General features: G+C 33.1%; 15 protein-coding genes. 11 read left to right on the top strand and 4 right to left on the bottom strand.

Annotated features, from left to right (window positions below):
- Positions 1-91: 91 nt before the first annotated feature.
- The 3 genes from IE051_RS07000 to IE051_RS06990 all read left to right on the top strand — a co-directional run bounded on the left by IE051_RS07000 (position 92) and on the right by IE051_RS06990 (position 5046).
- Positions 92-2404 (top strand): chondroitinase-B domain-containing protein, encoded by a 2313-nt coding sequence (locus IE051_RS07000; protein ID WP_189360079.1) that lies wholly within the window; start codon positions 92-94, stop codon positions 2402-2404.
- Positions 2405-2535: 131 nt separating this feature from the next.
- Positions 2536-3279, top strand: a complete 744-nt coding sequence (gene truA / locus IE051_RS06995; protein ID WP_189360078.1) for a tRNA pseudouridine(38-40) synthase TruA — start codon at positions 2536-2538, stop codon at positions 3277-3279.
- Positions 3280-5046, top strand: coding sequence for an ABC transporter ATP-binding protein (locus IE051_RS06990; protein ID WP_189360077.1), 1767 nt, complete (start codon positions 3280-3282; stop codon positions 5044-5046).
- A 3-nt stretch (positions 5047-5049) separates the two neighbouring features.
- On the opposite strand, the gene IE051_RS06985 is transcribed toward IE051_RS06990, so the two are convergent.
- From IE051_RS06985 to folP, 4 genes are read right to left on the bottom strand one after another with little or no spacing between them, the layout of a single operon-like run.
- On the bottom strand, positions 5050-5829 hold the full coding sequence (locus IE051_RS06985) for a DUF3667 domain-containing protein (protein WP_189360076.1): 780 nt from the start codon (positions 5827-5829) through the stop codon (positions 5050-5052).
- Complete coding sequence (locus IE051_RS06980; protein ID WP_189360075.1) at positions 5829-6614, bottom strand: diadenylate cyclase; 786 nt, start codon at positions 6612-6614, stop codon at positions 5829-5831. Before IE051_RS06980 ends, IE051_RS06985 begins: the two co-directional genes overlap by 1 nt.
- Positions 6615-6649: 35 nt before the next feature.
- Complete coding sequence (locus IE051_RS06975; protein WP_189360074.1) at positions 6650-7336, bottom strand: hypothetical protein; 687 nt, start codon at positions 7334-7336, stop codon at positions 6650-6652.
- 16 nt (positions 7337-7352) lie between these two features.
- Positions 7353-8177: a dihydropteroate synthase gene (gene folP / locus IE051_RS06970; protein ID WP_189360073.1), complete on the bottom strand. Its 825-nt coding sequence runs from the start codon at positions 8175-8177 to the stop codon at positions 7353-7355.
- Between the two features lie 104 nt (positions 8178-8281).
- Between folP and IE051_RS06965 the strand changes: the two genes are divergently transcribed.
- From IE051_RS06965 to IE051_RS06930, 8 genes are all read left to right on the top strand, one after another.
- A complete protein-coding gene (locus IE051_RS06965) occupies positions 8282-8827 on the top strand; it encodes a DUF1599 domain-containing protein (protein WP_189360072.1) in 546 nt (181 codons plus the stop codon).
- Complete coding sequence (locus IE051_RS06960) at positions 8824-10512, top strand: BT_3928 family protein (protein WP_189360071.1); 1689 nt, start codon at positions 8824-8826, stop codon at positions 10510-10512. The genes IE051_RS06965 and IE051_RS06960 overlap by 4 nt, the downstream gene beginning before the upstream one ends.
- Positions 10513-10531: 19 nt before the next feature.
- Positions 10532-11608, top strand: a complete 1077-nt coding sequence (locus IE051_RS06955) for an ABC transporter permease (protein ID WP_189360393.1) — start codon at positions 10532-10534, stop codon at positions 11606-11608.
- Positions 11609-11683: 75 nt separating this feature from the next.
- Positions 11684-12166, top strand: coding sequence for a TlpA family protein disulfide reductase (locus tag IE051_RS06950; protein WP_229796747.1), 483 nt, complete (start codon positions 11684-11686; stop codon positions 12164-12166).
- An 81-nt stretch (positions 12167-12247) separates the two neighbouring features.
- Positions 12248-12997 carry a triose-phosphate isomerase gene (tpiA, locus tag IE051_RS06945; RefSeq protein WP_189360069.1) on the top strand — a complete coding sequence of 250 codons (750 nt, stop codon included), beginning with the start codon at positions 12248-12250 and terminating at the stop codon, positions 12995-12997.
- Between the two features lie 167 nt (positions 12998-13164).
- Positions 13165-13962, top strand: a complete 798-nt coding sequence (locus tag IE051_RS06940; protein ID WP_189360068.1) for a prolipoprotein diacylglyceryl transferase — start codon at positions 13165-13167, stop codon at positions 13960-13962.
- On the top strand, positions 13946-14395 hold the full coding sequence (locus tag IE051_RS06935) for a hypothetical protein (protein ID WP_189360067.1): 450 nt from the start codon (positions 13946-13948) through the stop codon (positions 14393-14395). Before IE051_RS06940 ends, IE051_RS06935 begins: the two co-directional genes overlap by 17 nt.
- A 19-nt stretch (positions 14396-14414) precedes the next feature.
- Positions 14415-15494: a T9SS type A sorting domain-containing protein gene (locus IE051_RS06930; protein ID WP_189360066.1), complete on the top strand. Its 1080-nt coding sequence runs from the start codon at positions 14415-14417 to the stop codon at positions 15492-15494.
- Positions 15495-15507: the final 13 nt, after the last annotated feature.

The raw sequence follows: 15507 nt of genomic DNA, 5'->3' as shown, positions 1-15507 counted from the left end.
ATTGAGTTAAATTATCCATATAATTCTTCTGCAATAAATTAATAGAAATTTTCTATACATTTACTTCTATCAAATAAAAGTAAGTCTACAGATGAAAAACGCCATTCTTTTTATAAGCGCAGTACTTCTGCTTTTTTCTTGTGAAAAAAAAATAAAAAGTATTTATGTGAAAGATTTGGAAGAATTAGAGTTAGCCATTGAACAAGTAGCTCCCGGTGATGATATCGTTCTCAAGAACGGGGTATGGCAAGATGCAAAGATTAACTTCTATGGCATAGGCACAAAAGACCGGCCAATTACCTTACGGGCGGAAACTCCAGGAAAGGTTTTTATTGAGGGCGCTTCCTTTCTTCATCTAGGTGGCGAATACCTTAACGTAAAAGGCTTGTATTTCAGAAATGGCTATTCTCCAAAAAACGCGATAATTCGATACATGATTGGTGAAGATAGTACGGCAAACCATTGTAGGGTAACCAGCACTGTCATTGATGGTTTTACTAAGCCAAATAGATTAATAAATGATCGATGGATTGTGTTTTACGGAAAACATAATAAATTAGACCATTGTTACATAACTGGAAAATCTAATGATGGAGAAACCTTAAGAGTTTTTTTTACTGGCAATGAGCATATAAATACGTACCATCAAATAGTAGATAATTATTTTGGGCCACGTCCAAGAAAGGGAGGGCCCAGAGCTGAGACCATCAGGGTTGGAGATAGTAAAACACGAGTATCTCCTGGATTTGTTAATGTATCTAATAATTATTTTGAAGCCTGTAATGGGGAAGTTGAAATTATTTCTGATAAAACAAATTTTAACTCATTCAAGAATAATATTTTTTACAAATGTGAAGGTTCACTTGTGTTAAGACATGGAAGTTACTCCTCGGTAGATGGTAATATTTTTATTGGGGGTGATGAATCTGACTTTTATGGCGGAATTAGGGTAGTAAATACAGGCCATTGGATTACCAATAACTATTTTTACAAAATTAATGGCTCAAATTTTAGAGCACCTCTTGCTATTATGAATGGCATTCCCATGACGCCTTTAAACCGATATCTGCAAGTTTCAGATGTTGTGGTGACTTATAATACTTGGGTAGATTGTAAATCACCATGGCAAATAGGAGTTGGTCAAAACATAAAAAGTGCAGATGTGCTTCCAATTAGCGAAATTCGCTCGGCCCCTCCAATTCGTTCTATTGTAGCAAATAATATCATTTATAATACTAAGAAGGATGAATCACCTGTTATTAATCATAGCAAAATTGACGGTATACGGTTCAAGAATAATTTGATTGACAACAACAATATCAAATATACTACGTATGATGTGTTCCAGAATGGAACCTTAAAAATGAAAAAGATAAATGATTGGTTATATGCCCCAGAGGACGCCAAAAATCCGATCTTAAATGAAGTTTATGAAGGCTATGATTTTAATAAAATTCAGAACGATATTTTTGGTTCCTCAAGAACCGATAAGAATACCATAGGAGCTATCAATAATCTGTTTTTGGCAGAAAAATTTAAGATAGATAAGAAAAAATATGGCCCTGATTGGTTTTCACCTAAAGAAACTGCTAATAATCAAAAGGTGTTTTTAGCTTCATCAGCTGAAAATGAACTTGCTGATAAAATCCTTCAAGCCGCAGATGGTGATATTATCGAGTTAACGGATTCGCTTTACACTATAGGAGAAAGTCTTAAAATTGATAAAAAAATCGTCATTCGCGCCAAGGATACTAAAAATAAGGTAAAACTAGTTTTTACAGGAACAGATGATTCTTCTGCCTTCGAAATGAATCCTAGAGGCAATATTAAATTAGAAAATTTAATACTTATTAGTTCTAAGAACAAGTTTACTTTTGCCCCTTTAAAGGAAAAAATGTTTTCAAATTACAGCTTGTTTATGGAGGGGTGTACAATTAATGGCTTTGATTATGTTCTTAAAGCGACGAAAGGATCTTTTGCGGACTCTATACACATTAAAAATACAATTATAAAAAATTGTAAAAACGGTATCGAATTGGCTGCAGATTTAAAAGGCGATTATAATGCCGAAATGGTAACGTTTGACCATTGTGAATTTGAGAATGTAAAAGGCAATGTTATAAATTTTTTTAGAGATGGCTATGATGAGTCTACTATTGGTGGATGTTTAAATGTATATAATAGCACTTTTACACGATGTGGAAATGCCGATAGTAATGGGATTTTAATCCAAACACGAGGCATTGTTAATGTGACATTAAACAATAACACATTCAAAAATAATCCTATTAAACTTGTTGCGCTCCTCTGGGGAGAAAAGAACAACCATCAAATGAATAATACCATTATTAATTCTGGGATTATTAAGATAGAAGACCAGCAAAAACTTAATATTTTATACTAACAATTTTAATTAACGTCAACGTATTAAAACGTGATAGCAGAATACTAATATTTATTATTTATTTAAGAATAATGCTGTTTTTAGAATCACTTATCTCATTATCTTTGTGTTCTTACAAAAATAGGAGGTAGTTGAGGTATTTTATAGAACTTTCGTATAACGGTAAATCCTATCATGGTTGGCAAATCCAGCCTCATGATATTTCAGTTCAAGAAGTTATTGAGAATGGCTTATCTACAATTTTAGGAAGTAAAATTGCTATTATGGGAGCGGGCAGGACAGATACTGGCGTGCATGCCATCCAAATGTTTGCACACTTTGATTCCGATCTTATTTTTAAAGAAAAAGAATTGGTTTTTAAATTGAATTCTTTTTTACCGGTTGATATAGCTATTCATAGTATATTTAAAGTGAAGCCAGAGGTGCACGCACGTTTTGAGGCTTTAAGTAGAACTTATGTATACAAGGTTAACATAAAAAAGAACGCTTTTACCACTGATACCAGTTATTACGTTAAGAAGGTTTTGGATATTGATAAAATGAATGAAGGGGCTGAAGTTTTATTTCAGTATAAAGATTTTCAATGCTTTTCAAAAAGTAATACCGATGTAAAAACGTATAATTGTGAGATAATGAAAGCCCGTTGGCGCTATAAGGATGATGAGCTTCATTTTGAAATTCAAGCAAATCGTTTTTTACGTAATATGGTACGGGCCATTGTTGGAACCATGATTAATATTGGAATAGGTAAAACAGAAGTTGCTGATTTGCACAGTATTATTAAATCTAAAAATAGGAGTGAAGCTGGTTTTTCTGTACCGGCACATGCTTTATATTTAACAAAAATTGAATATCCTGAGGATATAAAACTATAGATGGGTAAAGGAAAAGACACTGTTTTTGATTTTAAGTTATTCAAGCGCCTTTTTGAATATATAAAGCCATACAGGTTAATATTTTTTGGTCTGATAATTCTTGTGATTATGTTGGCTGTTTTTAGCGTAGCAACACCTAAAATAACGCAGTATGCTATTGATGAAAGTATTGCTAAACAAGAAGCTGAAAATTTTTTGTACTTCATCATACTCATGTTAGCCGTACTTATTCTTCAAACTTTTTTTCAGTTACTTTTTATTTATTACGCCACTTGGTTAGGTCAAAATTTAGTAATGGATGTTAGAGTAAAGCTCTTTGATCATTTATTGCGGTTTAAAATGAAATACTATGACAATTCCTCGGTAGGTGTTTTAATTACACGCGCTGTGACTGATATGGAGCGTATCGCCGATATTTTTGGTCAGGGACTTTTCATGATTGTAAGAGATCTATTAACCATGGCTGTGGTTTTTGGTTTTATGGTTTTTACCAATCTGAAATTAAGTTTAATTGTGTTTTTAATGCTACCCATATTGCTTTATGCCACTCGAATTTTTCAGAAGTATATGAAAAGGGCTTTTGAGGAAGTTAGAACTGAAGTGTCTAATTTAAATTCATTTGTTCAAGAGCGTATTACGGGGATGAAAATATTACAGCTTTTTACGCGGGAGTCTATAGAGTCTCAAAATTTTAAGGCAATAAATGAGCGGCATAAAAAAGGTTGGCTAAAAACCGTTTGGTATAACTCTATTTTCTTTCCATTGGCAGATTTATCTTCATCTATAACCATAGGCCTAGTAGCTTGGTATGGCGGATTAAATGTAGTTTTAGATGGTAGCGTAACACAAGGTATTTTAATTTCATTCATAATGTTCATTCCCATGTTATTTAGACCATTGCGTCAAATAGCAGATAAGTTTAATACGCTTCAAATGGGTATGGTAGCCGCAGCGAGAGTTTTTAAAGTGATTGATACCACATCGCAGATTGATGATTCAGGCACGCATGTAGCAGAACATTTTAAAGGGGAAATTTCGTTTAAAAACGTTTATTTTAATTATGTGGAGGATGAACCTGTATTAAAAGGTATTTCATTTGATGTAGCCGCTGGAGAAACGGTTGCAATAGTTGGAGCCACGGGGGCTGGGAAATCTACTATTATTAATTTATTGAATCGTTTTTACGAGATAAAAGAAGGCTCCATAATGGTTGATGGCACGAATATTAAAGCTGTGACTTTATCGTCTTTAAGAACACAAATTGCCGTGGTACTGCAAGATGTGTTTTTATTTGCAGATACGATTATGAATAATATTACCTTAAATCACCCTGAAATAACTGAAGAACAAGTTTTTCAAGCAGCAAAGGATATAGGAATTCATGATTTTATAATGTCTCTGCCAAATGGATATCATTATAATGTGAAAGAACGGGGTGTAATGTTGTCTTCTGGACAGCGCCAACTCATTTCTTTTTTAAGAGCTTATGTTACCAATCCAAGTATTTTAGTATTAGATGAAGCTACATCTTCGGTTGACTCGTATTCTGAACAATTGATCCAAAATGCTACGGATAAAATTACAAAAGGTCGCAGCTCTATTGTGATTGCCCATAGATTAGCAACGGTTAAAAAAGCTGATAAAATTATTGTTATGGATTCTGGTGAAATTGTTGAGCAGGGCACGCATGCTGAGTTACTTAATAAAGACAATGGGTATTATAAAAACCTATATGAAGTGCAATTTTTGCAGGAAGAGCTTGCATAGTCATTACGAGGTAATTAGGTTTTCCAAAAAGTCAGGACCTTTGATGACGTAAAAGACTGCTGTTAAAGCGATAATTAATACAAAATATAGACAAACTACTAATATGAAAAATAGTAAGGTCTTTACTATTGTTGTTTTTAAGTTTAAACGGTATAATCGTTTTAAAACATAAAATAAATACACCGTTTTTAAAACAATTAATTCATACCCAATAGCACTTAATTTTAAACCAAAGGCAGCAGAAATTATAGAAATAATAGCTGTTATAATTGTGGTGTGGGCAAAAACATAAATAAGAACTACTAATAACTCAGTATAATTATAGGTTGTAATTTTGTAAAAAACACCTTTAATCAAAAAGGCAAAAACGGGAATCATACCTATTAGAAGTAATGATTGATGACCTTGTATAAACTTTAACACAGAATTGGTAAAGTGTTCTGTGCCTTTTGCTGTTACTGTTGATAAGTCAGAAAATCCAGGGAAGTAATTATTGATAATATAATATTCAAGACCTACTAATGTTAGAGCTAAAGCAAAATAGCTAATAACATTGATGTACTTTTTTCTTACGCCATCAATATATGCTGTAACAACAACTTCCGGTTTTGAAAATAGGTTAACAAAGGTTTGAAAAAATTTATTATCAAAATTAAAAAAGGTCTGCGCGTAAAGGTGAAATAGATTTTTTAATGTTAATCTATTTCTAATTATTTTTTCGCCACAATTATGGCAGTAATCTGCTTGGTTAATTAAATTGTTGTTACAATTTTTACAAAACATTAAGCTAAATCATTCTTAATTATAGTATTGAGCTCATTGGTGTCTTCAAAAACAACAAACTCTCCATCTTTAAAGTATGATATATGTCCTGTCTCCTCGCTTACTACTAAGGCCAGAGCATCTGTTTTTTCGGTAACCCCAATAGCTGCTCTATGGCGTAACCCGAAACGTTGCGGTATGTTCTTTTCATTGTTGACCGGCAGTATTACGCGCGTTGCTTTTACAATATTATTACTCACAATAATGGCACCGTCATGCAAAGGACTATTTTTAAAAAAGATGCTTTCTATAATAGGTTGTGTGACTTTAATATTCATCTCATCACCAGATTCTGATAAGAAATCAAGATTGTTATTTCGCTCAAAAACAATTAATGCACCAGTTTTAGACATGGACATTTTATTGCAGGCAGTAACAATGGCATCGACATCTGATCCATCAGATATATCAGATTTTAAGAATTTAATGTTTTTAAAAAACTTAGATCCCCGCCCTAGGTTTGTAGATCCTACCATAAGCAGAAATTTTCTTATCTCAGGCTGAAAAACAACTATTAACGCAATAATACCAACCTTCATGAATCCTCCAAAAATACTTGTAAGGAGTTCCATATTAAGAAAGCTAGTTAGTCGCCAAGCACCATATATAATAATAATTCCTAAAAAAATATTTATGGCAACTGTACCTTTAACAAGCTTGTATAAATAGTATAGCAGTAGGGCAACAAGAATGACATCAATAATATCAACTATTGAGAAATTTAAAAGGTCATTAAAGATATCCAATGGTGGTGGGTTTTTGTAAATTTAAGAAAATCTGATTAATTAGAAATGAATTCAATATTAGATATCGAAATGGGTTGGTTTTTAAAAGCTGACAAGATTGATTTTAACGAAATATAATCTTGAAACGTTAAACCGTTATTGAAGCTTAAAACCAATTTGGTTTTGCTTTTTTGATTTTTTATTATTGATAATAAGTCCTGTTTTAAGTGGGCGGCGTTGGAGTCAATAAGAGCTGTTTTGCCAGCCTTGGAATAAATGGTTATACTGTTTAAACGGTTAAAAAAGATTATTAAACGTTCTAACTCTGTATTTATATTGTTTTCAATTAAGGTGTTAATTGGTTTGTTTTGATAAATCACAGGAGTGAATTCTATAAAACCTAGATTATTTTCATTGGTATCGTGACAAGTGAAATAGTTTTTAGCCTTGTTGTTTTTATGACTTGAGTTACTTTTCTTTTCTTGCAAATATTTAATATGAGGAATAACCTGACTTAGCGTTAAGCGTTTGTCAATATTGACCAACCAATTTGTGGTACTTATAAGATTCTTTCGATTGAGTTCAGTGCTGTCGGGTTTTGATTCGTTATAAAATATATAAGCGGCAGATACATCATTTATTTCTGAAATTTCTGAATTATTGATTTCTGGTAATTGAATAACTTTATCATTTTTACAGGAAAAACAAGCTAAAATTATTAGAATAATTAAATTTCTTTTCATTTTCTTTAGCTTCTGACTAATTAGTCAATGATTCAACAAGTGTAATGCATTCCATGGCTTCTTTAACGTCATGAACCCGTAATATTGATGCGCCCTTCTGCAGTGCAATGGTATTCAGTATGGATGTGCCATTTAAAGCTTCTTTAGCCGTTATCCCTAAGGTTTTATATATCATTGATTTTCTGGAGACACCAACTAATAAGGGGTTTTCAATCATTTTAAACAGCTCCAATTTATTTAAGAGTTCATAGTTCTGAGTTAAAGTTTTGGCAAATCCAAATCCTGGGTCAACTATCAAATCAATGATTCCTAAAGCTTTTGCCGTTTTAATTCGTTCAGAAAAGTAAAAAAGAATATCCTTTACCAAATTATCATAGGTTGTCTGCTCTTGCATATTTTGGGGTGTACCTCGCATGTGCATCATAATGTATGGTACGTGTAAATTGGCAATAGTAGGCATCATTTTGTCATCTAAAGAACCGGCTGAAATATCGTTAATCAGTGCAGCACCTGCTTCAATACATTGCTTCGCTACCTGACTTCTAAAAGTGTCTATTGAAATTAGGGTTTCAGGAAACTCATTTAAAATAAGATTAACAATGGGCAGTATTCTATTTAATTCTTCTGTTTCGCTTACATGCGCTGCATTAGGTCTAGAACTATAGGCACCAACATCGACAAAAGTTGCTCCCTCATGGCGCATTTTTTCAACATGTTTTAAAACTTCTTTTTGATCTTTATGTGTGCCGCCATCATAGAATGAGTCTGGTGTAATATTTAAAATCCCCATTACTTTTGGTGATGATAAGTCAACAAGTTGGCCTTTACAATTAATGGTCATGTATTCAATTTTCTAGGGTACAGGAATATCATTTAAAACTTTAAACCATAAACCTTGAAGGTTTTAATAATTTATGCGAAATTTACGCAAAAATGAATTTATAGATGCAAGATACTTCAAAACAATATGATGCCGTAATACATACTTGTAAAAGTTTGTTTGAAAAGAAAATGAGCGATTATGGAAGTGCCTGGAGGATTCTTAGATTACCGTCACTCACCGATCAAATTTTTATCAAAGCACAACGCATTCGGGGATTACAGGAAAATGATGTGCAGAAAGTAGATGAAGGTCAAGAAAGTGAGTTTATTGGGATTATTAATTATTGCATTATGGCCCTAATTCAGTTAGAGAAGGGGGTTGTTGAACAGCCAGATATGTCTACTGAAACGGCGGTGGCTTTATATACCGAAAAGGCTGCTATCACTAAACAACTCATGGAAGATAAAAATCATGATTATGGTGAGGCTTGGAGAGATATGCGTGTGAGCAGTTTAACCGATTTGATTTTGCAAAAATTATTACGAGTGAAACAAATTGAGGACAATCAGGGGAAAACGATAGTAAGTGAAGGTATAGATGCTAATTATCAAGATATGATAAACTATGCCGTTTTTGCGATGATTCATTTAAAAAGTGAAAATGTATGAAGGCATTAGTCGCTTTATCTAGAATTTTTGTAGGTGTTTTATTTATCATTTCAGGCTTTATAAAACTTAATGATCCACTTGGGTTTTCATATAAATTACAGGAATACTTTAGTCCAGATGTCTTGAACCTGCCATTTCTTGAGCCATATGCATTGGGAATATCAGTTTTAGTAGTGGTTTTTGAAGTTGTATTGGGAGCCTTTCTTCTCATTGGCTATAAGCCAAAATTTACGGTTTGGAGTTTGCTCTTAATGATTCTGTTTTTCACCTTTTTAACTTTTTATTCTGCTTATTTTGATAAAGTGAAGGATTGCGGATGTTTTGGTGATGCTTTAAAATTAACACCATGGGAAAGTTTTACAAAAGATGTTGTTTTGCTACTCTTTATATTAGTCTTATTTTTTGGATTAAAACATATACAACCGGTATTTGGGAAGTTGCAAACCACTGTTTTAGCTTTAATGAGTTTTATTTTGAGTTTATGGTTTGGGTTTCATGTTTTAGAACATTTACCATCTATAGATTTTAGAGCATATGCCATAGGTGAAAATATTCATGAAGGTATGATTATCCCTGAAGATGCTCCAAAACCTGTTTTAGAATACAGTTGGAAGTTTAATGTCAATGGGTCTGATAAAATCATTGTTACCGATGGATCCTATCCCACTGTGGAGGGCGATTTTGTATCAGTTGAAACAGAAGTGCTTCAGGAAGGATATACACCACCAGTAGTAGATTTCTCTATTGAAACAAATGAAGCAGATTTGACAGAAGAATTTTTGAACAAAGACAACGTAATTGTTGTGGTTTCTTATAGTTTGGAAAAAATAGAGCGAAATGGAGCTTTAAAGTTGAAAAAGTTACAAGATTTGGCACGAAAACGTGGTTATGAGGTTATTGGTTTAACTGCTTCAGGTGATGAGGCTAAACAACGAATTAATGAAGCTTATAAGATAGATTTTGAATGGTATTTATGTGATGAAAAGGCTTTAAAAACTGTAGTGCGTTCAAATCCTGGTGTATTGGAGTTAGATAAAGGAACGGTAATGCAGAAAGTGCATTGGAATGATATTGCGGATTTGGATTTACCAATGACTTTTTCGAATCCTGAGCTAAAAACGAAATTAGACCATGTTTTTAGTCTTGATCAGAAATTTAGGGATACTTGGGAGAATTTTGATAATAACTTTAAAGAGCAATCAAAAATTGACAGTCTCAATTTAATTGAAGTTGAAGCAGTAATAAAGGACCATGGATATCCTGGTAAATCTTTAGTTGGAGATAAAACAAGTGCAGCGGCATTTTATGTTATCCAGCATTCTGATAAAATTGGAGAGTATTTATCCTTACTTGAACAAGCAGCAAGAAATAAGGAATTAGATAATATAAAATTTGCTATGGCCAAGGATAGGTATTTAATGAGCAATGGTAAAGAGCAGGTTTATGGTACTCAAGGTACGGTGTTGAATCAGAATAGTTCACCAGAAAATATTATATGGCCTATTAAAAATCCATCTAAAGTAGATGCCTTAAGACGAATTTCTGGGTTTGAAACTACCTTAGCTGAGCATGGTAAAGGACTTTTTGGAGATGATTTTGAATATAAAGTTTATACCCTACAAGAAGTTAAAGAGCTGGAAAAAGACAATCCTTGGATTATGGAATTACTAAAAGATGTTAATTGATTACTAATATTATATCAAGCTGATAAGCTACTTAATAAATAAAATATTTTATGCTATCCTCACTCTTTTTGGGGTAGTTACTGTTATTTTCTTTTTATTTAACGTACTTCCTGGTGATCCAGCGCAAATGATGCTTGGGCAAAATGAGGACAGCGAGCAATTAGCTTTGGTTAAACAGAAGTATGGCTTTGATAAATCAATTGGTACGCAGTACTTATATTATTTAAATGATTTGTCACCTATGTCATTCCATTCTAACCAATCTAGTGATTATACTTATTTAGAAGAGAACAAGTATAATGAAGCTAAGTTAATTTCCTTAGGTTCTAGCACCATTGTGTTAAAATGGCCTTACTTAAGAGAGTCATTTACAAAACAAGGGAAAAAAGTAAGTCAAGTTTTAGCTGAAACATTGCCCAATACTATTGTTTTAGCAGTCGCCGCCATTTTTATTGCCATTATTTTAGGGATATGCTTGGGGGTTATTTCTGCGCTTTATAAAGATACTTGGTTAGACAAAACCATTATGGTTTTGAGCACCTTAGGAATGAGTATCCCTTCCTTTTTTAGTGCCATTATATTTGCATGGCTTTTCGGGTATATTCTTCACGAGTTTACGCATTTAGAAATGACAGGGAGTTTATATGAATTGGATGATTTTGGTGAAGGCATGCATATTAAATGGAAAAATTTGATTCTTCCTGCGGTTGTATTAGGTATTCGCCCATTGGCAGTTGTTATACAATTGATGCGTAATTCATTACTAGAAGTTTTTAATCAAGATTATATAAGAACAGCAAGGGCCAAGGGCTTAAGTGAATTTCAGATTATTAAAAAACATGCCATTAAAAATGCTTTAAATCCTGTGGTAACAGCTATTTCAGGGTGGTTTGCTTCCATGTTAGCAGGTGCTGTATTTGTAGAGTATATTTTTGGTTGGAATGGATTGGGTAAAGAAATAGTAAACGCCTTAAATACTTTAGACCTACCTGTAATAATGGGGTCTGTTTTAATTATTGCCTTGTTATTTATAATTATCAATATTTTTGTTGATTTAATGTATGTTTGGTTAGATCCTAAAGTTAAATTGGAATGATAGTCTACTTTTGTTAGATTGAAAGATTATGGCAGACTCTTTAGTCTAATAAAAGAAAATTTAAAAATGAAAAAAATGAAATATTTACTGGTTGTTCTCATAGTTTTTTTGAGTTGTAATACCACAGAGCCAACAACATTTAATGAACCAGCTCTTAATGATACGTTCACCACTTTAGAAGGGGAATCTATTGAATTTAAAGATATATTAAAAGCCCATGAAGGCAAGAATATTATTATAGATATATGGGCGTCTTGGTGTGGTGATTGTATAAAAGGGATGCCTAAAGTAAGGGCTTTACAGAAAGCTTATCCTGAAGCGGTCTATGTCTTTTTATCTTTAGATAGAGCACAAGATGCCTGGAAAAGAGGTATTAAAAAGTACAAGGTAAAGGGTGAACATTATTATATGCAAGATGGTAAGGATTGCGCCTTTGCTGATTTCGTAAATATTAGTTGGATTCCTAGATATATGCTAATTAATAAAGTTGGCGAAATCGTTGTATTTAATGTTATTGAAGCTGATGACGATAAGTTGGTAGAAGCATTAAAAAATTAGCTATTTTTGTACTAATAAACAAGACTATTAAATTTATAAACAAAAGATACCCCTCTGTTTTTAAGAGGTTAGCACAAGATTATGAGAAAAAATATCGTAGCAGGTAACTGGAAAATGAATAATGATTTATCACAAACAGAATCATTATTAGCAGATTTAAAAAGCCAAACAAAATCATCGGATGCAGAAGTAATGGTTGCTCCTGCGTTTACCAATTTGTATCAAGCTAATGAAGCTTTAAAGTCTTCATCAATTGAGGTGATTGCACAAAATATGCACTTTGCAGAAAATGGTGCTTATACTGGCGAAATTAGTGCTAGTATGTTAAAAAGTGTAGGCGTTAAAACGGTTATTTTAGGACATAGTGAACGCCGTGAATATTTTAATGAAACAGATGCCTCATTAGCTAAAAAAGTGGATGCCGCCTTAACGAATAACTTACGCATTATATTCTGTTTTGGTGAAGTATTGGCGGACAGAAAATCTAATACTCAAGAAGCTATTGTAGAAAGTCAAATTAGTAATGCATTATTTCATTTAGATGCAGATGCTTTTAAAAATATTGTTTTGGCATATGAGCCAGTTTGGGCTATTGGAACAGGAGAAACAGCTAGTCCAGAGCAAGCACAAGATATGCATGCCTTTATTAGAAAAACATTAGCCGATAAATATGGTAATGATGTGGCTAACAATACGTCAATTTTATACGGTGGTAGCTGTAAGCCAGGAAATGCAAAAGAGATTTTTTCTAAGCCAGATGTTGATGGTGGATTAATTGGTGGAGCTGCACTTAATGCAGATGATTTCTTTGCTATCGTTAATGCATTTTAATAAATAGAATTTTATTTAAATACTAAAGTCCTGCTATACTTTCATGTTGGCAGGATTTTTTTTGTCTAAGGGTATTCCCTGATTTTTTATAAATCAAGGAATGCCCTTACTTTTTTGTTGAGAGGTGAATATAACTTGCAACTATTAAAATGTTAAGATAGTTAAGTATGTATCCAGAACTTTTCAATATTAATTTAAAAGGCTTATTAGGATTAAACTATATACCTATTGCATCCTACGCAGTATGTATTGTTTTAGGAACATTATTGGCAAGTCTATATGGCAAGTATACGCTTAAAAAAGAATTAGGAATAAGCATATCTAATAATTTTATTTATCTGCTCTTTTTAGCAGGTTATATTGGTGGTAAGGTGTTTTTATATTTAGAAAGACCTCAGTATTATATCACCAATCCCAATGCCGTTTTAGATACTTATTCTAGTGGCTTTGTCTTCTACGGATCGTTTATTTTTGTAATTCCAACCGCCATTTGGTATTTTAAAAAACACAGCTTACCAATATGGCCTATTTTAGATGTTCTTGCAATTAGTACTACACTTATTCAAATTGTAGGTAGAACGGGCTGTTTCTTAGCAGGTTGTTGCTACGGGAAACCTACAGAGCATGTGTTTGGTATGGCGTTTCCAGTTTCTAATAATTTACCTGTGCACCCCACCCAGTTATACGAATCTATGCTTTTATGTATAGGGCTCGTAATTATGCTGGTTATCAAAAAACATAAAGCGTTTAATGGACAACTTTTTTTAATCTATTTAAGCTACTATGGCATTTGCCGAATAGTTTTAGAAATTTTTAGAGGGGATGTGCGAGGGCAAATAATATCTGGGGTCTTGTCGCACTCCCAAGGCATAGCTATTATTCTAATTGCCATTTCATTAATGGCGTATCTGCGATTATATAAACAATTAACAATAAATTCTAAAAATCATGAAAAATCTTTTTAAAACATCAATTTTACCAACGTTAATGGCTGTTTTTGCGGTGGTCATTGTTGGTAGTGGTTGCCCAGCAGAAACTGCCATTCTTGAGGAGTCTGATACTGAGGCTCCAAAGATTATTATTGTAACACCCAATGACAATGCTGTTTTTTATCCAATAGGTACGCCAGAGGCAATAACTACTGTTGTTCTTAATGCAGGAGCTAGTGATAATGTCAAAGTTAATAGCGGGACAGTCAAGGTAATTAATCCTGCTGGAGAGGTGGTTCATACGCATTCAGAGTCTACTGATGAAGTGTATACATCATTTTCAACAGATACGCCTGGTACATATTCTGTAATATTTGAATTTGTTGATACAAGTGGAAATAAAGCGGAATTAAGAATAATAATAATTTGTAATGAAGTGTCAACTGATGGAGACGACACCGCAGCATAATAACTAATAACCTAATACAATGAAAAAACTATATTTTATAACTATATGTATATCTGCTTTGTCATTTGCTCAGCAGGGTATTATTGCTAATAGCTCTAAAAATCACAGTGTTCAAAATGTTTACAATAGCCCCGAGAGTACTGGCCTATCTGAAAGTCAGACGACTCAAAATGTAGTATGTGCAATACCTCCTAACAGCCTTATAAGTTGGTGGGCGGCTGAGGACAATGCCAATGATTCTGTTGGTAATAATAACGGAACACCCAATGGCGTGTCTTATAGTACAGGTACGGTAAATAGTGCATTTGAATTTGATGGTGTAAACGATGTTGTAAACGTACCAAGTAGCACAAATCTGGATATTACCGGAGATGTAACTGTTGAGTTTTGGGCATTACAAACTGTGTTTAATGAGGAAAACACAGTCCTTTGTAAAGGAACGGAAGATGAAAAAATAACGTATTCAATACGTTTTTTAGGGCAAATATTTCAATGTGTATTCAAAGATAATACAGGAGCGGATATTGTGCTGGGCGGACCAGCTTTTGAAGATTTTCAATGGCACCATTACGCTTATGTTCGTCAAGGCAATCAACATATTATATATGCTGATGGTTTTGATTTTGGATGGGAGATGTTTGCAAATCCTCCAGCAAGTAGCTCAGGGCTACCTTTAACTATTGGAGCTCAGCTTAATAATCAAAACAGTGATTATTCTAACTTTTTTGGAGGACAATTAGATGAGATTGGTATTTATAATAGAGCGTTATCAAGCATAGAAATACAGAGTATTTTTAATGCTGGTGCTTCAGGGAAGTGTATAAATGGACTTCGAGTTTCAAACGGTTCAAACGAGGGTAGTGTATTACGTATTTATCCAAATCCTGTAAAAAATGTATTTACAATAAACCTTAAATCCCCTTCAAAAGATTTAAAATTGAAAATCTATGATGGTTTGGGAAAGGTGGTAAAAACTGTGAATGAGCTAGAGAATAATGCTTCTAAAATCGATATTTCAGAATTAAATAATGGCATGTATTTATATTCCCTGTATTCGCAAGGTCACCTCGTTAAATCGGGGAAAATCATTAAGAACTAATCTTAAATCCATA

Origin of the sequence: Algibacter mikhailovii, assembly GCF_014651495.1 — a bacterium.
GTDB lineage: Bacteria > Bacteroidota > Bacteroidia > Flavobacteriales > Flavobacteriaceae > Algibacter_E > Algibacter_E mikhailovii.
The sequence above is the reverse complement of the archived record's forward strand: the minus strand, read 5'-3'. Positions and strand labels throughout refer to the sequence as shown.